This is a genomic window from Clostridium lapidicellarium, from assembly GCF_041224415.1.
Classification (GTDB): Bacteria; Bacillota; Clostridia; order Clostridiales; family Clostridiaceae; genus Clostridium_B; species Clostridium_B lapidicellarium.
The window spans coordinates 80,976-105,128 of sequence record NZ_JBGFFE010000004.1; the positions used below are offsets into that span (position 1 = coordinate 80,976).

A 24,153-nucleotide genomic window follows, 5' to 3' on the forward strand; every position below is an offset into this window, starting at 1 on the left:
CTTACCTCCTAAATTTAACTCAGTTGATTATTCATTTAAGCTTAATTTGCTACTTTCACCATGCTATATCTTATTATTTTATCTCCTCTTTTGTATCCCTTTTGAAACACCTCTACTATGGAATTCTTATCACATTTATCATCCTCCACATGCATAACTGCATTGTGGATATTAGGGTCAAACTCCCCTTCCGTAGGTATTTCCTCTACATCTAGTTTTTTCAATGCAGCATTGAACTGCCTCATAGTCATCTCCACGCCTTTTTTTAAATCCTCAGCATTTCCCTCTACTTTTACTGCTCTTTCCAAATTATCCAATACGGGGAGTATTTCCTTCAATATATCTTTGCATGCATCAGAATAAATTCCCTCTTTTTCCTTTGAAGTTCTCTTCCTAAAATTGTCATATTCGGCCGTTGTCCTCGAAAGTCTATCCTGAATAGCATTGAATTTATTCATAATCTTGCTGTTTTCATCCTTTAATCTAAAATTTTCCTTTTTCAGTTCTTTCTGCAATTTCTTTCTTTTTTCCTGTATTTCATCTAATTTCTTTTCTTCTGTTTCCTTTTCCTGAGATTTTGACTCCTTAGTTTCTGATTTACATTCCGACTTCTCTTCTTCATCTTTTTTTTCTTTCTCATCTACATTCTTACTATCGGATTCTTGTGATTTTTCATCTAAATCTACCTTTTTGTCTGTTGAACAACATTTTTCACTTTCAATATCCTCATCGGGTTTTTCGCCGGCATTTTTATTTTCGCCATTCTGAGCATTCATATCCTCATCTTTCAACATTTAGACATTTCCTCCAATCCAACTAACATTTTATTATTCTTTCCATAAATCAAATTTTTTAAATTACACAATCCATTTTAGCATAACATTACCTGTTTTCATCAAAATAGGTATGATTTAAAATGATGTTCATTTCTTTTACTACACTTTCAAGTACAGATATAACCTTAGAATAGGGTATCCTCGTAGGTCCTATTACACCAATTTCACCTACAGGTTCATCATTTAAGCTATATACTGCAGATATTACGCTGCAGTCCTCCGCACCCTCTATATAATTTTCATTTCCTATTTTTACTGAAATGCTTGAGGCACTGTTTAATAAACTGCTTACCTTGTTTTTATTACCCAGCATGGATAAAAATTCTTTGGCCTTATCTATGTCTTTATACTCCGGGTAGTTAAATATATTTGTAGCACCCTGCATATATATCTCTGAATTATCTACATCATTCAATTTATCGTATAAAACACAGACTATTTCATCCACTATATCCTCGTATCCCTTTAAATCATTCTTTAATTTATTTATAACCTCTATATTTATGTCATCAACACATAAATTTTTCAGTCTAAAATTCAACGCATTATTCAATTTAACAAAGTTATTATCAGAAATGGCCCTTTTAATTTTTATAAGGTTGTTTTTTATAATTCCGCTGTCAATTATAAGCACCAATAAAATGTTACTGTTAGATTCTATATCTATCAATTGCAAATGCTTTATACGGCCTTTTCTTGCAGAAGGCGCCCTCCCCACTGAAGTAAGTCTTGTAAGCTCAGACAAAAGATAAATAGCTTGCTTTATTATTTTGTCAACTTCAAATAACGCATCTGTTATAATCTGGCTTTTTATTATATACATTTCTTCAGGACTCAATCTGGGTATATGCATCAATTTATCTACATACAACCTGTAACCCTTATTGGAAGGTATTCTCCCTGAAGAGCTGTGAAGCTGTTCCAAATAACCCATTTCCTCCAAATCCGACATTTCATTTCTTATGGTAGCAGAACTTACCCCCAAGTTATATTTTTTAGCTATGGTTCTGGATCCCACAGGCTCGGCAGTATCTATATAGTCATTAACAATTGCCTGAAGTATTTTTATCTTTCTCTCATCCATTTCCATAATATCACCTCTTTATTAGCACTCATTACTGTTGAGTGCTAACCACTATGATTAAAAAATATCACTCATAATTTTTTTTGTCAATACCATACAAACTATATTATTTTAACAAATACTATAGTTTATTCTGTTTAAAGTGAATTTCATAATGTTTTCTCAAGATTGCTCAAATTATCTTATACAAATAATATCATGTCAATATAAATTCACACATTACACTGTTAGATACTTCTATTCCTCTCCTATTTAAATATATTCTATCTCCATCGACCACCAATAATCCATTTTTGACATATTTATCTATCACACTGCCGTATATTGAATAAATGTTACTGTTGAACCTATCATTAAAATCCTCTATTGAAATTCCATTTATCTTTCTAAGTCCCATGAACATAAATTCTTCCATATCATCACAAATGGAGTTTTTATGCTTATCCAGCTCCGCAAATTTTCCCTCAGAACCTTCCGAAATATACTTCTCTATATCTGATGTCCTTCTGTATCTGCGGCCGTCTATATAGGAATGTGCACCGGAGCCGCACCCTATATAAGGTTTCAAGTCCCAATACACCAGATTATGTCTGCACTCTTTTTTATTCCTTGCAAAATTAGATATTTCATACTGATTATAACCATTTTTATAAAGAAACTCCAATGTAAAATAGTACATCCGCCTTTCTTCCTCCTCTTTTGGAAGTTTCAATTCACGGCTTTTATACATATTATAAAAAGGAGTGTGTGCTTCAACTATAAGGCTATAGCATGATATATGTTCCGGGTTAAGGGCAGCCACATTTTCAAGGGATTCCTTCCAATTTTCAAAAGTCTGACCTGGAAGTCCAAACATAAGATCAACATTTATATTTGAAAATTCAAGGTTTCTTGCCATCTCATACCCCTTTAAAAAGTCGTTCACAGTATGAATTCTGCCAATTTTTTTTAGGAGTGAATCCTGCCAGGCTTGAAGTCCTATACTCAACCTATTGACTCCCATGACTTTTAAAAGTCTCAATTTTTTTTCTGTAAAAGTTCCTGGATTTCCCTCCACTGAAAATTCAATATTGCTTCCCAAATTCAGTTTCTTCAAAGCTCCATGTATATTTTCCCAAGCTTCTAGAGGCAGATATGTGGGTGTCCCTCCACCTATAAAGATAGTTTTTACAGTTCTCTCCCCTACAAGAGCTATATCCCTGGCCAGTGCTTTAGAATAATCCAACATGAATTCTTCTTTACCGCTGTAAGAGGGGAAATCACAATAGAGACACTTTTTTTTGCAAAAAGGTATATTGATATACAAAGATACAGTTTTTTTCTTATTCAAATCTTCCTCACCGCTCAATCATCTGTTTTCAGTATCGCCATAAAAGCTTCCTGTGGGATTTCCACAGATCCTACCTGCCTCATCCTCTTTTTACCTTCTTTTTGCTTTTCGAGAAGTTTCTTCTTTCTGGATATATCTCCTCCATAGCACTTTGCAAGTACATCTTTTCTCATGGCCTTCACAGTCTCTCTAGCTATAATTTTCCCGCCCACAGCCGCCTGTATCGGTACTTCAAAAAGCTGCCTAGGTATTATGTTTTTCAACTTTTGAGCTATTTTCCTGCCTCTCTCGTAAGCTCTTTCCTCCGGGACAATCATGGAAAGTGCATCTACGGGTTCTCCATTTAAAAGTATGTCCAGTTTCACCAAATCGGCAGTTTTATAACCTTTCAATTCATAGTCAAGAGATGCATACCCTCTTGTCCTTGATTTTAATACATCAAAAAAATTGTATATTATTTCATTTAACGGGATGTCATAATTCAAAGATACCCTGGTAGTTTCTATATACTGCATATCCTTAAAAGTGCCCCTTCTTCCCTGGGCAAGTTCCATGACAGCCCCTACATATTTTGAAGGTGTTATTATAGATGTCTGTACTATAGGTTCTTCCATGTACTTTATTTCAGACGCCTTAGGCATATTGGTCGGATTGGTGAGTTCTACCAATGTACCATCTGTTTTATGTATCCTATATATGACGGATGGAGCTGTAGTAATTATATCGAGATTGAATTCCCTCTCTATTCTCTCCTGCACAACATCCATATGAAGAAGCCCCAGAAACCCGCATCTAAAGCCAAATCCCAGTGCCGCAGATGTTTCCGGTTCAAAGCAAAGTGCTGCATCATTGACCCTGAGTTTTTCCAGTGCTTCCTTTAGTTCGTCATATTTTGTCCCATCTGCTGGATATATGCCGCTGTATACCATAGAAACCACAGGTCTGTAACCTTTTAAGGGTTCCGATGCTTCCCTGCCCGCTTCAGTCACCGTATCCCCCACTCTGGCATCTCTTACATTTTTAATGGACGCAGTAAAATAGCCAACATCTCCAGCTTTCAATTCTGATCTTGGCATAAAATTCGGAACAAATATTCCCGTTTCAGTAACTTCATAAACTTTTCCCGCAGCCATAAGTTTTATCTGTTCTCCCGGCTTAATACAACCTTCTTTTACCCTTATATGACAAACTACACCTCTATAGCTGTCATAATTGGAATCAAATATAAGTGCCCTCAAGGGTGCATTTTCGTCTCCCTGTGGTGAAGGTATCTTATTTACTACAGCCTCCAGAACTTCATCTATATTCAAACCTGTCTTCGCAGAAACCAGAGGGGCGTCTTCCGCATCTATCCCTATGACATCCTCTATTTCCTGCTTTACTTCCTCCGGTCTGGAACTTGGAAGATCTATTTTATTTATAACCGGAACAATTTCCAGATCATGATCCATGGCCAAATAGCAATTTGCCAATGTCTGTGCCTGTATCCCCTGAGTCGCATCCACTACAAGAATAGCTCCTTCACAGGCTGCAAGGCTTCTTGAAACTTCATAGTTAAAATCCACATGACCCGGTGTATCTATAAGATTCAAAATATATTCTTCACCGTCAGATCTCTTATATATAAGTCTAACTGCCTGGGATTTTATCGTTATTCCCCGTTCTCTCTCCAATTCCATGTTGTCAAGCACCTGAGAGCTCATCTCTCTCTCAGTAAGAGTTCCCGTTTTCTCAATCAATCTATCTGCAAGTGTGGATTTACCGTGATCTATATGGGCAACTATAGAAAAATTTCTTATATGTTTCTGTCTTTCACTCTGCATACTATTTCCCCCAATATCAATGAAATTTCTCCACAATCAAGTCTTTTTTCGAATATAACGACTAGAATAAATTATATCATAATCACCCTATAGTTAAAAGAAGGTCATCTTCCAAAATAGCTCTCTATGTCTTCAAATACATTTTGAGTCATATCTATTACATAAGAAGCTCCAGAATATAATTTGCCGCCTACCACATCTATAATTTTTCTGGAACCCCTCCTGAAGTTACCACCTATGCCTCTGTCTATGTTAAGTGAATAATTTCCCACATCTACACTGAAATCAAAAGGTTCCCTGGTACAATTTATTCTAAAATCAGATCCATCCTTTATAAATTTAGGCAGTCCTGCAGTTATAATTGTAAATCCCAGAAAAATTATTATACTGCAAGCCACAAGAACAGCTGCAATAGATTTCCTGTTCATAAAAAAGTCACCCCCAGACAGGAATAAAATCCTTATTATAAGGATGGACCCTTTTATAAATTTTATACATATCTTTCAATTTAGAAAGGTATTTATATCATTCAAGCCCAATGCAGGTTGAAGAGCTATATTTATAGCATTTGCAATAACCTTCGAAATGGAATCCACCACCATGTCTACATCTTTGGGCGTAACCATTATATTTTCCCTGTAGGGCTCAAGAAGACCTTTTATCATTTGATGCTTCTCATTCTTGTCTATGGATTTCAACATTTCATAAAACTTTTCTCCTTTTTTCGTCTGCCTTATCATTTCGTCCAGAACCATGTCGATGGTGTCATTGGCCATGGTAGCGGCATCCACCACTGTAGGAACTCCTATGGCTATTACAGGTACTCCAAGCGTCTTTTCACTCAACTCCATTCTTCTATTGCCTACCCCGGAGCCCGGAGATATTCCTCTGTTTCCTATTTGAACCGTAGAATTTACCCTGTTCATTTTTCTCGATGCCAGTGAATCTATACAAATTATCAGATTTGGTTCCACTTTACTGACAACTCCCTGTATTATCTCACTGGTCTCAATACCGGTAATTCCAAGCACTCCCGGAGATATCACACATACAGGCCTTATTCTCTCGTCTATTTTATCAGGCAGCAGCTGCCTTAAATGTCTGGTGACCATAAGTTTTGAAATAACTTTGGGTCCCAGGGAATCAGGGGTTATATTCCAGTTTCCCATTCCCACCACCAGTGCCGTCATATCCTTATCCAAATCTATCATACCCGACAATACTTTTCCAACTACCCTGCTGACTTTATCCCTCATCTCACCATCATAATGGGTGAGCCTGGGCATATCCACAGTTATATAGGAGCCCTTGGGCTTCCCCATGATCTTTTCTCCAATATCCTCTATTATTTTCACATAGGTCACTTTTATACCATCTTCCAAAGTTTCCTCAACTTCAACTCCCGGAACCTCGCCCCCTCTTTCCCTGCAGCATTTCTCCCTGGTTTCTACTGCCAAGTCCGTCCTCACATCAAACATTTTAAATATCACTCCTTTATTTGCCAAGTTGTTCTCACAGTACATATTATTTGTCATTAACATTCACAATATACTCTTCACAATTGACAACTGACAACTCACAATGTACAATTGACAATGTACATTTATTTAAACTCCATAAAAACACAAGGAGGTGAAAACATGGCAAATATAAAATCTGCAAAAAAGAGAATAAAAGTTATTCAAACTAAAACATTGAGAAATAAGATGATAAAATCTTCACTGAAAACTACTGAAAAAAAGTTTTTGTCATCTATTGATAATGGAAATGCAGAAGAAGCTAAAGCCACTTTAAGGGAGGCTGTAAAAGCTTTGGATATGGCTGCATCAAAGGGTATAATTCACAAGAATAAAGCAGCAAGGGATAAATCCAAATTGACTTTGAAATTAAACGGATTGACTGCATAAATAAATAACCGGTGAGCACCGGTTATTTATTTATGCGACTGTATTTATCAAAAGAAGTTCCAATTCAGTTTTTCCATCTAAAGAAAGGCTTTTCATATTTTTTTCCGTATTCAGACAAAGTCCTATGGATCTTTTAAGCTGTCTTAAGGTAAATTTTTTACTCTGCTGAACCATTATACTGTATCCATATCCTGATTTGATTTTTAACAGTTTCATGATCTCGGGCTTCTTTTTCCCTCTTTCCAGCAATAATTTGATCTTAAAAAGCATGCTGAACTGTCTCTCTATCATGGACAAAATATAGTTTGTTTTAGCACCGCTGTCCACAAGTTCATTCAGCAGATAAAGCGCTCTTTTTAAATTTTTATTCGAGATGGCATTCACCACATCAAAAATATCCTCTTCACTGCCGCTTAAAAACATTTTCTGGATGTCTTCTCTCTTTATATCTCTGCCGCAGGTATAACAGCACAGCTTCTCCACTTCATTTTCTATTACACTGAGGTTGTTTCCTTCCATAAGATTGCAAAATATCCTGAGATCCATCTTTCTTATGTTCTTACCCCTAATCTGAAAAAACTTTTGAACTTTGTTTTCCAGTTGATATCCTTTTATTTTATCGGCTTTAACCACACATATATCTTTATCCAGGCTGTATATAATTCTGCCCGGTTTATCCCTTTTACTTTTAAATACACAGTAAAATATCAGAATGCATTGCTGCGGTACATTCTTCAAATAGCCCTTTATTTTTTTAAATTCACCGGAAAGTTTGCTCTTATAACCCCTTTCTTCTTCCATAAAAGAAGCTCTATACACAAGCACGACTTTCTTATCGCTCATAAAGGGAAGGGTTTCACAGGCATTTATCACGGCGTCGAAGTTTTCCAGTGAATTCCCATCAAATTTTACATAGTTCAAATCAATAAAATCGGGTTTCAATACCCTTTTAATCAACAGCCTTATGTTCTCCCTCATAAGGAATTCATCATTTCCGCAGAATAGATAGCAATTTTCTATATGACCATTTTTCAAGTTTTTATTAAAAGCAGCTATATCAATCACCTTTGTTCACTTCCACCCTAATTATTATTGGTAATCATCTGACTTTGAAGATCATATTAAACATTATAACATAGGAACTTCCCTTTTCCAGGGAATCTTTCATATTTGTCTTCTTATTACTCTTATCTAAAAAAAATTTAAATTTCCTGCTCCCAGAATCAAGTGTCATCTCCATGTTATTCCCGGAGTTACCACTTATCTTCAAATAGGAACCACCGCCTAAATCATAGGCGAAATTCTCAGGCGGATTAGTTATAACTTTATTTATGGGCTGCTGCTTCTCGATGTCCCATATCCACCTGGCATCCAAACAATCATAATTGCATATCATAATCTTGTTCAGACCCTTTTCAATAAGAGCAGCTTCTCCGCTGGCCGCATTTACAAAGGATATGCCGGTAAAAAATGCATATTCCTGAATTATTACAAACATCAAACATGCAGTAGGGATGTATTTGAATTTTCTATATCCTTTCCTGCACATTACAACAGATGTAAATAACAAAATAGCTATCAGCCCATCTCTATAACTCAAATACATCACTTCAGGGCACAACTTCAGTGCAATTATACCTGCACCATCCATCACAGTAAAGACAAAGCCGATGACTTTACACACATACTTGAACAGTATTTCACAGGAATACAGGCACAGTGCACCGTTCCCAAGCACAATTATTATTGAAAACAGTGGAATTAAAAACAGATTGCCTAAAATAAATCCACAGCTGAAATTCTGTATCGTAAAAGCTATATATGGAATTGAAAAAATCTGAGAGCTAAGAGTCAAGCTTATACTTGATGCCAGTTTTTCAGGTAGTCTATATAACTTCCTAAATATATTCTTATTATACAAAAGTATGCCTAAGGTTGCCAAAAAAGATAGATCAAATCCTATATCCACTATATAATAAGGTTTAAATACAATTAAAACAAGGGCCGACAAAGCCAGAGAAGATATGCTGTCGTATTCCCTAAAAAATACATTTGCCAATTTAAATATAACTATCATTATAAATGATCTCATGGTTGCCGCCGCCATACCTGTAAAAAATGCATAGAGCAGAGATACAACTATGGCTATTCTGAGACCGACCGTATATTCCAGCACCATATACACAAGAGCCATGTGAAAACCTGAAACACTCACGGCGTGAACTATACCCAGTTCCTGAAAATCTTTCATCTGATCCTTGTCTATATAAGATGTTTCTCCGTAGCATAGAGCCATGACAAGAGCCGCCCTCTCCTTTCCAATCATATTTTTAAATCTCTCATGAAGATTTTTCTTGAATTCATAAGAGCGGCATACCAAGTCACTTTTGCAGTACTTGTATCCCGTCATATAATAATGCCCGATAATTCCCTTTTCAACATCGAAATCTCTTTTAAATCTACCCTCTGCCTCTACCCTCTGTCCTTCTTCCAGACCCTTGGTTTTACCCTCCAGTATAATTTTTCTGCCTTTAAAATCTCCTATAAAATAATAGTTCTTAACACCCACAACTCTGATTTTTCCGGGGCTTTGAATATCTATGCCAAAATACATATAAAAGCTGAGTATTCCAAATAAAAAGAACATTACATTTATCATAAAAGCTTTAATTTCCAGCGTGAAAAATAATATTATAAGAAAAAAAGCAGCCATTATCGCTGCCGCTAAAATACTGTCTAAAAATAACAGGGCAAATAAACATCCCAGGTACAAGGATACAGAATAAAATACCAAAGGCCTTTTCATGGTCATAATGATACCTCCATACAATGCAGTTCGATATTATCATATTTGCCTAAAAATAACTTATTAATCATATTGATTTTTGTGGAATTTGATGTTTACACATAAAACAGTCCATATCAGCACGCATACAAAAAGTATCTCCCAATAGACCAAATTGAACATAATCAAGAACCTGCCCGCAATAAAAGTTACGGCCAATTGCAAAATAATATTTACAACCGTAATTATATTTGAAATCTTATTTTGAAAAAATTTTTTATTGGAAAAACTGTATACAAATATTGAGGCACAGAAATTCAAAATTGAAATGGAGGTCAAAAATGAAAACTTACTCTGCCACAGATCGGACACATACAAGGATATAAAAGACAAAACTCCCATGGAAAATCCTCCAAGCAAAATAAATCCCCAATTTTCTCCTATTATATCCCTGTCAATCGTAGATGGTATATAATCACCGTCCTCATCTTTATATTGATTCATGAGAGACAAAGCCGACAAAAACATGACAACACAGTTAAACCAAAGAGATTCCATTACAACATATCGGGAAGTATCAAAACCATATAAAAAAAGCATTGACAAAAATACTGCAAGTCCTGTACAGCAGCTTATAATATATACAATTATCTTTTTTATCATATTCATAATTTTTCTTGAATTCTCTATGGTCTTTAAAAATCCCATAAAATCCATATCCTTAACAAATATATCACATAATTTCTTTACTATTTTACTCTTGGTGTTGGTTATACCCACATTTGATATCTTAAGTGCAGGCAAGTCCGTAAGTTTCCATCCCGTTATAGCTGTTATATAACCATAACTTTTCAATGCCCTTATTATTTTAACTTTATGTTTGGAACTTATTCTGGAAAAGAAGATTATTTTTTCTCCAATACGATCAAACTCCTCATCCGTCATATTGTCCATTTCAACTCCGGAAATTGTCTGGTAAATTCTAGATGCAATGTTCATTTTCTTACCTACGGCCAGAGCTGTAAGCTTACTGTCATCCGTAATGATAACAGGTTTTATTGAAAGAGACAGTGCCTTTTTTACGGAATCCGATGCATTTTCCTTTAACATATTGTCGAAACCAATCAATCCCACAAAGATCAAATTGCTCTCGATATTTTCCTTTATACTTGGTTCATAATTAAAATTCCTATAGGCAAATGCCTCGACATACAAGCCTTCGTTGGACATGCTAATGTCGGCATTCCTTATAGATTCCATATCTTCTTCCGTTATTTCCATTTCCAAACCGTTCTTCAATATATGTGTACATCTGCTCAAAATAGAATCCGTAGCCCCTTTAACATGAGCTCTATACTTCTTGTCCATCTTATTTACAGTGGTAGTTATACGTCTTTCACTGTCAAACAAAATTTCAAATACCCTGCCGTATTTTTTATCCAGTTCCTTTTTATATACGCCGTTTCTAGCTCCAAACCTTATAAGAGAGGCTTCCACTAAATTTTTTACCCAGTTTTCCCCGTTTGTCTTCACAGATTTTACATCATTGCATAAAAGCCCTATATTTATCATTCTATACAGGCTTTCACCCATGCCGTCTCTCAAAGTTTCTCCATTTATATCCACGATGCCATTACTCCCATAGGCCTTTACTATTCTCATTTTGTTTTTGGAAAAAGCTCCTACCTTATCTGTACAAATTGCTGAAACTTTTGAAAACTTTTCCACACTCAGCAGATCCTTAAAAATCATATCCTCTTTTTTGAACTTTTTTAGCAAAATCACTCCCACAAGAGAAATTACAGCAATCATTACCTGGGGAATAATACTTAAAAATAAAACTGCCATTGTCTTTACAACACGGTAAATATTTATGCCGAATGTAAAATCCATAAGTATGCCGATTGCCAAAGCACAAATTACCGACAAAAGGCTAAAAGCATTCATAACCCTATTTATTCTCGAGCCAAAAAATTCCCTTTTTTCTTCACTTTCAAGCAAAAGTTTTATTATATTAGCCACCTGGGTATCCATACCAACTGCTGTAACTATTCCCGTACCATCACCATCTGCTATATAGGAAGATTTGAAAAGCATATTTTTCATATCAGAAAGTGATGGTTCCCGATCATCTATTTTGAATTCATATTTTTCAACTAAAAAATTTTCTCCTGTAACAGAACACTCATTTACTTTCAAATCATTGCTTTCAACAATTCTCATATCCGCAGGTACACCTTCACCCCTGCCAATTATAACTATATCTCCTACTACAAGTTCTCCAGAAGGTATTCTCATAGTCCGCCCGTCTCTTATTACTCTCGCCGCCCCTGAATTCAATTTTTGCAGTTCCCTTATACCTTTTTCTCTTTTATACTGCTCCAAGACTGTAAAAAATATATTTAAAAAGATGATAGCCAAAGATATAATCCCATAGTTTCCAATACCTGAATATATAAACAAAACTGTACAAAATATCAGCAACAATACCCATATTTCCTTAAGCTGCTTAAGTATAAGGTAAAATAAGCTCTTGGTTTCCGGCATGATGATTTCATTTTTTCCGTATTTTTCTCTAAGAGGCTTTATCTGCTCTTCATCCAGTCCATAATATGTATCACTGTTTAGTTCTTTAACTACTTCACTCCACGGATATTTGTACCATTCAATCATATATCTATAAACCCTCCTATCAAACAATTGCAGGTTTGAAGCTTGATTTAATACTGAATAGACAAGTGCAGCTTTAAATAAAAAACATTACGTACATAAATATCGTATTTATAAAAATTAACTTTATACATTCCCTTTCTGACAATAGTAATTATCTATAAATGAGTTATTGGGTCCATTAATTTTCTTTTTATGGAAACTAAAATTTTCTTTAACTCCTGTAACATATCTGCTAAACGGAATAAATCCAACGATGTAAAAAATACAGGAAGTTACGAACACCGTCAGTATCAGAAGAATCAGAGGCGAATAAAAATATTTTGTCTGATGTATGCTGTTGGCAAAATGCTGGAGCACCACTATGTGAAATAAATAAGATGGGAAGGAATACCTGGCTATAAATTTAAAGAAGCCGCAAAGTAATTTCTTCTTTACAATATATAATGAAAGCACATAAAATGACATCATACACAGAATACCATTTGCTACATCAATTTCACAATTGAATTTATCATATATGAAAAAATTGTCTCCAAATAAATTTATGCTTCTGCAATACACTGTCCCTGCAACAAACATATACAGTGCAATAATTACCTTTCCGTATTTCAGAGCCATATTCTTGAACTTTCTATAACCAAGTATTGCATAAACACCTATTACAAAATATAAAAACCAGGCTGCAGGGGATACGTTTATAAATTTCTGCTGAAGTTCTGTAGGATTCCCAAATATGAGCTTGCCCAAAAAGCTGCAAATATCATCGTTGTTTTCAAGTACAAATATATAGGCAGCACTGTACAATAAAAGAAAATTTCTCTTGAATGCATGGGATTTTTTGCGCACTACCCTTGTGATAAAAATTATTGCCGGAAAATAAGCATAAATTCTAATAGCCATACCCATATACCAGAGGTGATATGCTGCATTTCCCGTAACAATTTGTCCAAAAATATTTTTTAATTTTCCCCAATCCTTTAGCAGGTATATGTCCAATATAGAAAAAATTATATACGGTATGAGTAAGAATTTCACCTTTTTTATATAAAATGATTTCCAATGAAATTTATCGATATAGGTGTATATAAGTGTCATGCCCATCAATACCAAAAATATTTTAACTGCAGGTTGTGCAATTATATAAATAGCTCTTGATAAAACCATACTGCCGTATGATATGCCTTTCGAATAGGAATACCCTCCTATTGTATGTTGAACTACAACCATGAGAAATGCAATACCCCTCAATACATCAAGTTCTACAAGTCTTTTCTTCATCTGCAATACCTCACTTATAACAAATAAAAGAGTGTTGCAATACTACTTAAAACAGTAATGCAGCACTCTTCTTCAATTTTAATAAAATGCTTGTTTTATATATGTTAATCTTTTTATTTCATTCTGTCAATATTTACTGTCCCAGTTCAAATACAATTTTTATTTCTATGATTTAAAGGAAATGTAAAACAAAATATTTAATACTTCATTAGATAAATACAATGTTAAAGGAAAGGTGATATTATGAAGTTTATAATTTTTAAACATGACAGAGGCGAAAAAAAGCTTGGAATGTACAGTAAAAGCATGGAAAATATAATTGATCTCGGCAGTATAAAGCTCAAGGGTCAGTATAAAAACATGAAGGATCTTATAGAAAACCTGAAGGATGAAGATATTGAAAAATTAAAATATATATACAATGATTCAGATTACCCCAAAAACAGTGTATATGACAAATCCAATGTCACAATAGCCGCACCTATAGGAAAAACGGAAAGCGATGTAATATGTCTGGGCCTCAATTATATAGACCATGTAAAAGAAACTGCCAAAAGTTTTAAAGATGATTCTATAGATATTCCTGAACATCCTGTATATTTTTCAAAGAGGGCTGTTAGTCCAATAGGTCCGGGAGATTTTATAGACAGTCATTCAGATATTACCAATCAATTGGATTATGAAGTTGAGTTGGCGGTAATAATAGGGAAAGAAGGAACTAACATACCGAAAGAAAGGGCTGAGAACCATATATTTGGATATACTATTATGAATGATATAAGTGCAAGAGATATTCAACAAAAACATGTCCAGTGGTATAGAGGAAAGAGCCTTGATACATTTACTTCATTTGGACCATGTGTAGTCTACAAGGACGAAATCAAATTTCCTGTAGAATTGAATCTTTGCAGCAGAGTAAATGGAGAGCTTAGGCAGAATTCCAATACAAGGAATTTCATATTTGACATTCCCACTATAATAAATGAGCTGTCCTCAGGAATGACATTGAGGCCGGGAGATATCATAGCAACTGGGACCCCATCAGGGGTTGGCATGGGATTCAATCCTTCAAGATTCCTAAAAAAAGGCGATATTGTAGAGTGTGAGGTTGAAAATATAGGTATCCTTAGAAACAAAGTTATTTAAAACATTATCCCCGGGCAACTTTTGCCGGATACCAGCTCGCAAACCACTTTGTAAAAATACCCATGATCACAGGTGCAATTGAATTTACAAGACCGGTATAGCTGGATAAGGTACTTTCCATTAAGAAATAAGTAAAAAGGGCAATTATTAAAAAAAGCACACCCCAAGCTGCAGTCAAAATCCTGTTTGTCTTCAAAAAAAGCGGGTTTTGAAAGTCATCCTCCCCATTGTAATCATTACATGAATAATATGCAGTAAGGGGTATTCTGCCCCCACAGGACAATATCCACATAAGCCCAAATACAATATATGAAAGACAGAGCAGAGGTATTGAACTCACCCCGAGCACTGCCAGAATACTCAAAATGCACACCAATGGTATACTCATTTTATCGTAAATTGTAAGTTTAAACTTATATGACAAAAGAGGTATAACAGAACAAAAGACAATTCCTGCAGCACCTCCCCAAACCTCGTTTATAGGAATTACCACCCAAAATACTATCCACTGAAACAGAATCAGGGCCATATTTGTTTTATTTTCCACAGGTCTCCTTTCAGCCGTTTTCCTTTTTGTCCCAAAATAGGCATCCATTTTAAGCATCGTGTTGAAATCACCCAGCACCCTGTACTGCTTTTTCATCAGAGCCTCCGCCCCATTGACCCTTCCCTCCGAAATCTTTTCCCAAAGTTCAAAAGTCGTCTCAATTCTGGTTGTATATGGAGCAAAATTCTCAATATTGACAGTACATTTCTGCTTTCCCAGACAAAGTTGATAAGTTTTATCGATATCCGTAAAATATATTTCAACTAGAATATCTTTCGTGTAGCTTTCAGGATTGTATACAGCCGCCATCTGTTTTATAAAATTATAAGCTCTGTCCTGCGGCAGTTTTCCCTGTGAAGAATCCCCTTCTGAAATATTCCAGCTGGCATTTGCCATTTCCACAAAAACATCAGGAGGATACAGCAATTCACTAAGTTTATTCCGCGTGTTACTGTCAATGACACCACTGCCTGCAAATTCCCTACCTGCCTGTTTTACATAAGACAGATACTCTGAAATTTTTCCTTCAAGCTGCGGGACATGAAGTAATTCTCCCTCAGGGCAAATTATTTTTGACAGTTTGCCGCCAAACAGTATCTCAAACTGTTTAAAAAGAGCATCATAGTTATTCTTAACACTGTAAAATCCGCAGGTAGAAATGAGAATATATTTTTGATCTGACAGGTCATACCGGGGCGGGTGCCCACTGGTTCCATCTTTTTTCAGATCCATGTATGGAAGATTAGTGGGAAGCATACGATCAAGAAAAGCCTTGATTTTTGACGGCATTCCAAAATAGTAAAGCGGAAAACTCCAGATGACAATATCTGATACCACATACTTTTCTATGAGTTGTTCCATATCATCTTTTATTATGCATTTACCCGGAGTTTTGGTCCAGCAGTTAAAACATCCCCTGCAGTGTTCTATATTTTTTTTGTCGATATTCACTATATCCACATTGCAATTTTTGACTTTCTCAAGCCCATCCAAAAAAGCTCTAGTTATCCTTAGTGTATTGCTTTTTTCTCCTTTTGGGCTGCCATTGAGCACAAGAACATTCATGTTATTATAACCTCCAATTTAGACAATGCACAGTTTTTCACATTGCCAATTTCAGCCTAACTGTGCTCCTAATTATACAAAACCAGACGCATGATTGCACTATAAATTTTAAAAAATTAACCGTAATTAACTATTATTTAACATTAATCGACTTTTCTAATTGAATCATAAACGGTACCTAGTTCCCTATAAGCAGGTCCAAAATATTCCATCCGCTTGAGGACTGAGCCTTATACAGCTCTGTATATCCGCATCTCCTGCAGGTTATTGTGACAAATCTCTTATTCTGCACATCAAATATCTTTGCAAAATTTCCTCCTGTTGCTTGAAATTGATCGGACTCATATTCCCTTCCGCCACATTTTGGGCAGACATATTGTATCTTTTCCATATTAATCCTCCTATATATTTGAATTTATTTCCTTATATCTTTTTTCTGCCGCCTCAATGGCCTGAACACCTGCTTTGCACATTACATTTATACCCTTGACAATAGTTACAATTATGAACGCTTCCACCAATTCCTCCATAGTTAATCCAGATTCTATGGCAGCAACAGCATGTGCCTTTGCACCGCTTACCTCATTATCCAAGCTGTCCAGTATAGTAAAAATCAACTCCTGTGTTTTTTTAGACAGGTGTCCCTCTTGAACAGATTCACGCATCACCAAATATCCCTTTAATCCATCCGGTGAATATTTAGAAAATATCTCAGCAAAAGGCGGGTTCCACTTCAACTCATTTTTGTAATACTCAAGTATATTTTCCATTATATCAGCTCACTTTCGATTAATTATATTGTCATTATACTATTATAACAAGCCAATGTACAAGTTTTGTAAAATAACAATTTCTCAATCAAATTAAAAAGGCGATCCACCATACCGCCTAAGACAAGCGTATGATTTCTCGCCATTTTAATACTAAACAGTCATCTTTTTCTTATCTTCAATTTGCTGTAATACACTGTGTTTTCTTCCATAGATAAAATATACAATAAGTCCTATAGACAACCAGACTATAAACCCAATCCAGGTTACAGCCCTCATGGATACCAAGAGTGCTATACAACATATTATAGTTATTATAGGTGTAAACGGAACTCCAGGGCATTTAAACTTTCTTTCAAAATTCGGCATGGTCTTCCTAAGATATATAACCCCTGCAGATACAACCATAAAACTCATCAAAGTTCCAATACTTACAAATTCAACTATAACACTAAGCGGCAAAAATCCCGCTATTGTCGAAGCTATTACCCCTGCAACTACAGTAGCTATATATGGAGTCTTGTGCTTGCTGTGTATTTTGCAAAATGCCTTAGGGAGAAGTCCGTCTCTCGACATCGCCATAAAAACTCTCACCTGTCCATATAAAACCGCTATCATAGTAGAAATCATTCCCAAAATGGCACCTACACCTACAAGGGCAGAACCCCACCTTATACCCAATCTGAATAAAGCTTCAGGTACCGCATTATCAGAAACGATTTCCTTATATGGGACAATTCCCGTAAGCACTGTCGCCACTGATACATAGAGGATACACACTACTATAAGACACATTATTATGCCCCTTGATACATCTCTTTTGGGATCAGCGGCCTCCTCAGCTGAAGTGGAGATAGCATCAAATCCCAGAAATGAAAAGAATACAGTTCCGGCTCCCGTAAAAACTCCATGCCATCCATTGGGAATAAACGGGTGATAATTCGATGTATCTATATGTGATACGCCTAAAAATATAAAGAGTAAAATCACGGATATCTTTATTACAACAATCATATTATTTACTCTTGAGCTCTCCTTCATTCCGGTATAGAGCAGCGCCGTCAAAAGCATTATTATTGCAATAGCAGGTAAATCCACAATTCCACCATTCCATGGAGACGTGGAAATAGCCTTGGGAAGTGAAACACCTGCAGATTGTAATATACCCCTCAATGTTCCCGACCATCCGGACGCCACCGCACTCGCCGCTACAATATATTCCGCTGTCAAACACCATCCTATGATCACAGCTGTGAATTCCCCAAAAGCTATATATGCATATGAATATGTACTCCCTGCTACCGGAAACATTGTGGATAATTCACAATAACACAAACCGCATAAACAAGCTACTATTCCTGCAAATATAAACGACAGTATTATAGCTGGTCCTGCCATATGAGCCCCTTCACCAGTAGCAACAAATATTCCCACACCAACAACGGCTCCGATTCCAAGGGCCGCTATATCCTTTGCCCTTAGATTTTTACTCAAACCCGTTTTTTGAATGCTCTCCTTAACTTGATTCAATGACTTTTTTCTAAAAAGATTCATAATACCCCCTAAAATGTTCTTTTTGATTTTTGATATTGCAAAATCCATTATACAACATTATTTTACTTTTTTCTACATTTCAGCTATTTCAACAGTTCAGCATAAATATATACACTGACAAAAAAGGCAAAAGGGCTGCCTGCATAATGTCCAGCATCCCCATCATTTCAACTACATATTCTATGCTTTTAGGAGCATTGAAAGTTCACGCTAATCATTTTCTTTATATTCCAGCAAATCCCCCGGCTGGCATTTGAGTTCCCTACAAATTGCCTCCAACGTTGAAAATCTCACTGCCCTAGCTTTGTTGTTTTTCAATAAGGTAGAGATATATAAGCTACTAATAGATACAATATGGGAGTAGAAATACTTTAAGAACAGTTTTATAAACGCTCTATCTTTTACTTAATCTAGAAATCATTTCGAAACCAACGACGAACCGAAATTTTTCAAGACCATGGGTAGATCTTCCCTTTCATATGCCGGTTCATTTCGCAAACCAGTAACGACAGGCACCTCTTTAACATCAAATTCCAGCACCTCAAATATGTGTTTCGTGTAATCAATATACGGTCTAAACAGTCCGGCATCAGGATTACCTTGGTTAAACGAAAGAATCAGCCTTTGTTTCACAGTATTTTCTTTGAAAAATGGAGAAAACCGTGGAGAAAATCTCGCAAACAGCCTGTCTGTGAATATCTTACCCTGGGCACTCATCTGTCCCATGTAAATCGGCGAGCCTAAAACGATGGCATCGGTATGCTCAATGGCGTCATAAATTTCCTGCATGTCGTCATTGATAACACAACCCTGATCGCCTTTGTGGCAGGCCCAACAGCCCCGGCATGGTTTGATATCAAGATCACTAAAACTAAATGATCTGATTTCCGCTCCCTGTTCCCTGGCACCTTCAAGTATTTTGTTTACAATAAAGGCGGTATTTCCTTCTTTACGCTGACTTGCAATAATTCCAATGATATTCATTCTTTTTCCTCCTTATTATCCTGGGGCCATTTTGATTGAAATAATTTTGTGTCTTAAGACCCATAGATACCCTATCGCATTTTTGAGTCTTTGTCAACAAAATGTTAGTAATAAAAATGCAGCCCACTCTCAATAGAATTGGCTGCCTATAGCTTATCACAATAACCAGACGTAATATCTACACCTAATTTTTTTATCTCTGCATCCAAATGTCTATTATACTTTTCCACAAAATTAAGCATACTGTCATATTGTTCCTCGGTTATCTGCTCAAACACAACCCTATCCCGCTCTTGAAACTCCTTGTGCAGTTTCTCATGGACTTTGTTAATTGTTTTTCCCTGTTTAGTAAGCCTGAAATATATTTCTTTCTTGTTATCCGGCTTCTGGTAGCTTTCGACAAGACCCTTTTCTATAAGCTTCTTAGTTAATTTACTTACGGCGCTTCTTGTTATATAAAAGGCTTTCGCAAGTTTTGTCACATTGGAATCTGCATTTTTTTCAATATATTCCATGCAATGTACTTCAGAGGGCTTGTAATCCTTGAGGCTGGCTTTCATTTTAAAGCCATCAAGCCAAATTCTCTTGTTAAATATGTCCCAAAAACCCATTAGGACTTGTTCTTCTTTGTTCATGGCTCATCCTCCCATCTGCCGGTATATTAATAATATTATATTAAATTTTTGTTTCTATTTCAACAATATCAAAATAATTATTTTAGAAATTGCTCTATATATCAAAAAAGAGAATCATCAAAAGAACGCCTGTAAAGAGGCGTTCTTAACACACACTTTTACAACGTAATTTTTAAAAACACAGAATCAAATCACTGTTTTAAGGCATTTTTCAATTCTCCAATAAATGCTTTCACACTATTCAGCATATCCTCCTTATCTTTTCCCTCCGCTATTTTGTCAATCAACGCACTGCCCACAATTATACCTTCGCAGTAAGGTTTGAATTTTTCAGCCATGGCTGCAGATGATATTCCAAATCCAAGCGCCTTGGGTATGTCAGTGTAGCTTGAAACAATTTTCATATATTCTTTTATATCAGTGTTTATGGAGTTTCTCGCACCTGTAACTCCGTTTACGGAAACACAGTACACAAATCCCCTGGCACCCCTTACTATTTTTTCTATTCTCTCCTTGGACGTAGGTGCCACAAGAGGAATAAGGTACACTCCATACTTACCTCCCATTGTTATGATATCTTTTCTCTCCTCTATGGGAAGATCCGGTATTATGAGTCCATCTATGCCGCAGCTGCTGCATTCTTTTATGAACTTCTCCATTCCATACTTGAATATGGAACTGTAGTAGACCAGATACACGAGAGGCACCTGTGTTTTTTCCCTTATGTTTTTCACTGTGTCCATTATCTTGAATATCTTCACTCCATTTTTAAGTGCCCTGTTTGAAGATGCCTGTATTGTAACACCATCTGCCAGAGGATCCGAATAGGGTATACCCAATTCTATTATATCCGCTCCTGAATTTTCCATTGCAAGTACAATTTTCACAGTAGTTTCCAAATCCGGATCACCTGCCGTTATAAAAGGTATGAGTGCCTTTTCATTTTTTTCCTTCAACTGGCTGAATTTCAAATCTATCCTGTTCATTATAATTCCACCCCCATTATAGCTGCCATGGTATTCATGTCCTTGTCTCCTCTTCCTGATAAATTTATGATAATTATCTTGTCCTTGTCAAGTTTTGGGGCAAGCTTTATGGCATAGGCCACTGCATGTGCACTTTCAAGGGCGGGAATTATCCCCTCCACTCTTGAAAGATAGGCAAATGCTTCCACTGCCTCCCTGTCCGTGGCAGATTTATAAACTGCCCTCTTTACATCATTGTAATATGCATGCTCCGGACCCACTCCAGGATAATCAAGACCTGCCGATATGGAATAGGCAGGAAGTATCTGTCCATCTTCATCCTGGAGCACATAGGTCATCATTCCGTGGATCACACCTACGGAGCCCTTTTCTATGGTTGCCGCATGCTTGTCTGTGTCTAGTCCCTTTCCCGCTGCTTCCACCCCTATGAGTTTAACGGATTTATCTTCCACAAAAGGATAAAAAATACCCATAGAATTACTTCCGCCGCCTACACAGGCTATAATATAATCAGGTAGTTTTCCTTCTTTCTCCAGAATCTGTCTTCTGGCCTCGTCCCCTATAACTCTCTGGAAGTCCCTCACCATGGTAGGATATGGGTGAGGTCCCATTACGGATCCTATTACATAAAAAGTATCTTCTATATTTGAGACCCAGTTTCTCATGGCCTCATTTACTGCATCCTTCAGCGTCCCAGTTCCAGCAGTAACAGAGGTCACTTCTGCCCCCAATATCTTCATCTTAAACACATTAAGGGCCTGTCTTTTTATGTCCTTTTCACCCATGAATATCTCACACTTCATTCCAAACAGGGCAGCTACAGTTGCAGTTGCAACTCCATGCTGTCCCGCGCCCGTTTCAGCTATAACTTTCTTTTTCCCCATTCTTCTGGCAAGAAGTACCTGGCCCAGGGCGTTGTTTATCTTATGTGCCCCGGTGTGGTTTAAATCCTCCCTCTTGAGGTATACCTTGGCTCCTCCCAGGTTTTCCGTCATATTTTTGGCAAAATACAATGGATTCTCTCTTCCAACATATTCTTTAAGATAATATTTGTATTCATCTATGAACTTTTTATCTTTTATGGCCTCGTTGAATTCCCTTTCCAACTCTGTGATTGCATTCATCACGGTCTCAGGAACGTATTGGCCGCCGAATTTTCCAAATCTTCCTTCCATTATATACTCCTCACTTTCCCTATGAAATCTTTTATTTTTTTAAAACTTTTCATACCATTTTCCTCTACACCGCCGGACACATCTACCACCTGCGGTCTAACAATTTTTATGGCCTGAACAATATTCCCTGAATTAAGCCCTCCTGCCAGAACCAATTTTTTGTCTATATGAATATCCTTCAATACATTCCAGTTGAAACTCATTCCGGTACCGCCTCTTTTGCCTTTTACACTGCTGTCCAGCAGCAAGGCTTCAATTCCCAGCTTACATGTACTGTGTATTTTTTGCACAATATCCTCACTGTACCCCTGATTTACATCTATATGAACTGCCTTCCATATATTAAAAGCTTTCAAACAATTCAGATATTTTTCATTTTCGTCTCCATGGAGCTGAATTACATCCAATTTCAAATATCGGGCTGCATCAATTACCTCATCCACATCATTGTTTTTGAAGACTCCCACTTTTCCGACACTGATGTCTAATTTTTTTATAAGCTCTTCTGCTTCACTTACAGTTACTTTTCTTTTGCTGTTACAGAATATAAATCCTGCATAGTCCGGCATCAGTTCATTTAAAATTTCTATATCAGCGCTTCTCCTTATCCCGCATATTTTCACCAGAGTCACAGGCTGCACCCCCCATACTTGTTCAAATGCTGCCACTTTATTATAAAGTTCAAAGAACAAACTTTAACAATTTACAATTCACAATTAATGAGGATTTTCAGCTAAGACTGAAAATCTACCAAATTTAATATTTTATATTTGAATTTTAATATTTAAAACTTGATATTCTTATATTACCTACAAATTCATGGAGTCTGGATACATTATTTACGTTTCTCATAAAGGTCTCGCCTATAAGCACTGCATCTGCTCCAACACTTTCCAGATATCTTACATCTTCCTCGTTTTTTATCCCGCTTTCAGATACCACGGTAATACCTGAAGGTATTTTTTTTATAAGTTTTTCTGTGTTTTTTAAATTCTCCGAAAAATTCTCTAGATTTCTATTGTTTATACCTATGATATTACATTCCGTCTGCAGTGCAGTTTCAAGTTCCCTCTCGTCGTGAACCTCCACCAGACATTGAAGCCCAGTTTTTTCCGCCAGCTTGTAATACTCTTTCAATCTATCTTTTAAAATTGCAGTTATAAGCAACAGGGCATCTGCTCCAAGAGCCTTCGACTGATATATCTGATATGGATCAATTATAAAATCCTTCCTCAGTACAGGTTTTGAATTTACTTTTTTAACTTCACCTATATATCTATCATTTCCTTGGAAAAAATTTTCTTCTGTAAGTACGGAAACTGCATCTATATCCAATTTTTCATATATTCTTGCTATTTTCACTGCATCAAAATCTTTTAGTATCACTCCCCTTGAAGGAGAAGCTTTTTTTATCTCGGCAATAATGGATATCCCTCTTTTGTCCAGTGCTCTTTTGAAATCCCTCTTTGTCGAATCATTAAAGTTTTTAACAAGTTTTGCTGCGGGTACAATTTGTTTTTCCCGTCTGATCTTGGGTATTTTTTTTGCAATTATATCTTCAAGTATCACTTTATT

22 protein-coding genes and 1 pseudogene are annotated in these 24,153 nt (G+C 36.2%); 2 read left to right on the top strand and 21 right to left on the bottom strand.

What is annotated here, in order from left to right; translation table 11 throughout:
• Positions 1-41: 41 nt before the first annotated feature.
• The 6 genes from grpE to gpr all read right to left on the bottom strand — a co-directional run bounded on the left by grpE (position 42) and on the right by gpr (position 6,551).
• On the bottom strand, positions 42-776 hold the full coding sequence (gene grpE, locus AB8S09_RS04800; RefSeq protein WP_440132414.1) for a nucleotide exchange factor GrpE: 735 nt from the start codon (positions 774-776) through the stop codon (positions 42-44).
• A gap of 106 nt (positions 777-882) precedes the next feature.
• Positions 883-1,926 (bottom strand): heat-inducible transcriptional repressor HrcA, encoded by a 1,044-nt coding sequence (gene hrcA, locus AB8S09_RS04805; protein WP_369868580.1) that lies wholly within the window; start codon positions 1,924-1,926, stop codon positions 883-885.
• 190 nt (positions 1,927-2,116) lie between these two features.
• Positions 2,117-3,250 carry a radical SAM family heme chaperone HemW gene (gene hemW / locus AB8S09_RS04810; protein ID WP_369868581.1) on the bottom strand — a complete coding sequence of 378 codons (1,134 nt, stop codon included), beginning with the start codon at positions 3,248-3,250 and terminating at the stop codon, positions 2,117-2,119.
• Between the two features lie 14 nt (positions 3,251-3,264).
• Entirely contained in the window at positions 3,265-5,073 is a 1,809-nt protein-coding gene (gene lepA, locus AB8S09_RS04815) for a translation elongation factor 4 (protein ID WP_294182364.1), read from the bottom strand.
• Between the two features lie 104 nt (positions 5,074-5,177).
• Positions 5,178-5,501, bottom strand: a complete 324-nt coding sequence (locus AB8S09_RS04820; RefSeq protein ID WP_369868582.1) for a hypothetical protein — start codon at positions 5,499-5,501, stop codon at positions 5,178-5,180.
• Between the two features lie 75 nt (positions 5,502-5,576).
• A complete protein-coding gene (gene gpr / locus AB8S09_RS04825) occupies positions 5,577-6,551 on the bottom strand; it encodes a GPR endopeptidase (protein WP_369868583.1) in 975 nt (324 codons plus the stop codon).
• Positions 6,552-6,713: 162 nt separating this feature from the next.
• Here gpr and rpsT point away from each other — a divergent pair, with 162 nt between their 5' ends.
• Entirely contained in the window at positions 6,714-6,980 is a 267-nt protein-coding gene (rpsT, locus tag AB8S09_RS04830) for a 30S ribosomal protein S20 (RefSeq protein ID WP_294183700.1), read from the top strand.
• 30 nt (positions 6,981-7,010) lie between these two features.
• Here the strand turns inward: rpsT and holA are convergent, their stop codons facing one another.
• From holA to AB8S09_RS04850, 4 genes are all read right to left on the bottom strand, one after another.
• Positions 7,011-8,045: a DNA polymerase III subunit delta gene (gene holA / locus AB8S09_RS04835; protein WP_369868584.1), complete on the bottom strand. Its 1,035-nt coding sequence runs from the start codon at positions 8,043-8,045 to the stop codon at positions 7,011-7,013.
• A gap of 34 nt (positions 8,046-8,079) precedes the next feature.
• Positions 8,080-9,792 carry a ComEC/Rec2 family competence protein gene (locus tag AB8S09_RS04840; protein ID WP_369868585.1) on the bottom strand — a complete coding sequence of 571 codons (1,713 nt, stop codon included), beginning with the start codon at positions 9,790-9,792 and terminating at the stop codon, positions 8,080-8,082.
• Positions 9,793-9,849: 57 nt separating this feature from the next.
• On the bottom strand, positions 9,850-12,438 hold the full coding sequence (locus tag AB8S09_RS04845) for a cation-translocating P-type ATPase (RefSeq protein WP_369868586.1): 2,589 nt from the start codon (positions 12,436-12,438) through the stop codon (positions 9,850-9,852).
• A gap of 123 nt (positions 12,439-12,561) precedes the next feature.
• Positions 12,562-13,716, bottom strand: coding sequence for an acyltransferase (locus tag AB8S09_RS04850; protein WP_369868587.1), 1,155 nt, complete (start codon positions 13,714-13,716; stop codon positions 12,562-12,564).
• 243 nt (positions 13,717-13,959) lie between these two features.
• On the opposite strand from AB8S09_RS04850, the gene AB8S09_RS04855 reads away from it, so the two are divergent.
• On the top strand, positions 13,960-14,862 hold the full coding sequence (locus tag AB8S09_RS04855; RefSeq protein WP_369868588.1) for a fumarylacetoacetate hydrolase family protein: 903 nt from the start codon (positions 13,960-13,962) through the stop codon (positions 14,860-14,862).
• A 4-nt stretch (positions 14,863-14,866) separates the two neighbouring features.
• Here the strand turns inward: AB8S09_RS04855 and AB8S09_RS04860 are convergent, their stop codons facing one another.
• The 11 genes and pseudogenes from AB8S09_RS04860 to trpC form a co-directional block, all read right to left on the bottom strand.
• Positions 14,867-16,474 (bottom strand): NAD(P)H-dependent oxidoreductase, encoded by a 1,608-nt coding sequence (locus AB8S09_RS04860; protein WP_369868589.1) that lies wholly within the window; start codon positions 16,472-16,474, stop codon positions 14,867-14,869.
• A 178-nt stretch (positions 16,475-16,652) separates the two neighbouring features.
• The gene (locus tag AB8S09_RS04865) at positions 16,653-16,865 is read right to left on the bottom strand and encodes a zinc ribbon domain-containing protein (RefSeq protein ID WP_294183683.1); all 213 of its coding nucleotides are present in this window, start codon (positions 16,863-16,865) and stop codon (positions 16,653-16,655) included.
• 10 nt (positions 16,866-16,875) lie between these two features.
• On the bottom strand, positions 16,876-17,244 hold the full coding sequence (locus tag AB8S09_RS04870; RefSeq protein WP_369868590.1) for a carboxymuconolactone decarboxylase family protein: 369 nt from the start codon (positions 17,242-17,244) through the stop codon (positions 16,876-16,878).
• A 153-nt stretch (positions 17,245-17,397) separates the two neighbouring features.
• Positions 17,398-18,798, bottom strand: coding sequence for an amino acid permease (locus AB8S09_RS04875; protein ID WP_369868591.1), 1,401 nt, complete (start codon positions 18,796-18,798; stop codon positions 17,398-17,400).
• Between the two features lie 210 nt (positions 18,799-19,008).
• Positions 19,009-19,122 (bottom strand): annotated as a pseudogene (locus AB8S09_RS04880) (helix-turn-helix domain-containing protein); the annotation flags it as partial.
• 93 nt (positions 19,123-19,215) lie between these two features.
• Entirely contained in the window at positions 19,216-19,782 is a 567-nt protein-coding gene (locus AB8S09_RS04885) for a flavodoxin family protein (RefSeq protein ID WP_294183678.1), read from the bottom strand.
• Between the two features lie 146 nt (positions 19,783-19,928).
• A complete protein-coding gene (locus AB8S09_RS04890) occupies positions 19,929-20,417 on the bottom strand; it encodes a MarR family transcriptional regulator (protein WP_294183673.1) in 489 nt (162 codons plus the stop codon).
• A gap of 191 nt (positions 20,418-20,608) precedes the next feature.
• Positions 20,609-21,403 carry a tryptophan synthase subunit alpha gene (gene trpA, locus AB8S09_RS04895; RefSeq protein ID WP_294183670.1) on the bottom strand — a complete coding sequence of 265 codons (795 nt, stop codon included), beginning with the start codon at positions 21,401-21,403 and terminating at the stop codon, positions 20,609-20,611.
• Positions 21,403-22,578, bottom strand: coding sequence for a tryptophan synthase subunit beta (gene trpB / locus AB8S09_RS04900; RefSeq protein WP_294183668.1), 1,176 nt, complete (start codon positions 22,576-22,578; stop codon positions 21,403-21,405). The genes trpA and trpB overlap by 1 nt, the downstream gene beginning before the upstream one ends.
• Complete coding sequence (locus tag AB8S09_RS04905) at positions 22,578-23,210, bottom strand: phosphoribosylanthranilate isomerase (RefSeq protein WP_369868592.1); 633 nt, start codon at positions 23,208-23,210, stop codon at positions 22,578-22,580. Before AB8S09_RS04905 ends, trpB begins: the two co-directional genes overlap by 1 nt.
• 145 nt (positions 23,211-23,355) lie before the next feature.
• On the bottom strand, positions 23,356-24,147 hold the full coding sequence (gene trpC, locus AB8S09_RS04910; protein ID WP_369868593.1) for an indole-3-glycerol phosphate synthase TrpC: 792 nt from the start codon (positions 24,145-24,147) through the stop codon (positions 23,356-23,358).
• Between the last annotated feature and the right edge of the window lie 6 nt (positions 24,148-24,153).

Coding starts and splice junctions, on each gene's coding strand:
- grpE (WP_440132414.1), bottom strand. CDS start 776: ATGAATGCTCAGAATGGCGAAAATAAAAATGCCGGCGAAAAACCCGAT.
- hrcA (WP_369868580.1), bottom strand. CDS start 1,926: ATGGAAATGGATGAGAGAAAGATAAAAATACTTCAGGCAATTGTTAAT.
- lepA (WP_294182364.1), bottom strand. CDS start 5,073: ATGCAGAGTGAAAGACAGAAACATATAAGAAATTTTTCTATAGTTGCC.
- AB8S09_RS04820 (WP_369868582.1), bottom strand. CDS start 5,501: ATGAACAGGAAATCTATTGCAGCTGTTCTTGTGGCTTGCAGTATAATA.
- gpr (WP_369868583.1), bottom strand. CDS start 6,551: ATGTTTGATGTGAGGACGGACTTGGCAGTAGAAACCAGGGAGAAATGC.
- rpsT (WP_294183700.1), top strand. CDS start 6,714: ATGGCAAATATAAAATCTGCAAAAAAGAGAATAAAAGTTATTCAAACT.
- AB8S09_RS04840 (WP_369868585.1), bottom strand. CDS start 9,792: ATGACCATGAAAAGGCCTTTGGTATTTTATTCTGTATCCTTGTACCTG.
- AB8S09_RS04845 (WP_369868586.1), bottom strand. CDS start 12,438: ATGATTGAATGGTACAAATATCCGTGGAGTGAAGTAGTTAAAGAACTA.
- AB8S09_RS04850 (WP_369868587.1), bottom strand. CDS start 13,716: ATGAAGAAAAGACTTGTAGAACTTGATGTATTGAGGGGTATTGCATTT.
- AB8S09_RS04855 (WP_369868588.1), top strand. CDS start 13,960: ATGAAGTTTATAATTTTTAAACATGACAGAGGCGAAAAAAAGCTTGGA.
- AB8S09_RS04860 (WP_369868589.1), bottom strand. CDS start 16,474: ATGAATGTTCTTGTGCTCAATGGCAGCCCAAAAGGAGAAAAAAGCAAT.
- AB8S09_RS04865 (WP_294183683.1), bottom strand. CDS start 16,865: ATGGAAAAGATACAATATGTCTGCCCAAAATGTGGCGGAAGGGAATAT.
- AB8S09_RS04870 (WP_369868590.1), bottom strand. CDS start 17,244: ATGGAAAATATACTTGAGTATTACAAAAATGAGTTGAAGTGGAACCCG.
- AB8S09_RS04875 (WP_369868591.1), bottom strand. CDS start 18,798: ATGAATCTTTTTAGAAAAAAGTCATTGAATCAAGTTAAGGAGAGCATT.
- AB8S09_RS04885 (WP_294183678.1), bottom strand. CDS start 19,782: ATGAATATCATTGGAATTATTGCAAGTCAGCGTAAAGAAGGAAATACC.
- AB8S09_RS04890 (WP_294183673.1), bottom strand. CDS start 20,417: ATGAACAAAGAAGAACAAGTCCTAATGGGTTTTTGGGACATATTTAAC.
- trpA (WP_294183670.1), bottom strand. CDS start 21,403: ATGAACAGGATAGATTTGAAATTCAGCCAGTTGAAGGAAAAAAATGAA.
- trpB (WP_294183668.1), bottom strand. CDS start 22,578: ATGGAAGGAAGATTTGGAAAATTCGGCGGCCAATACGTTCCTGAGACC.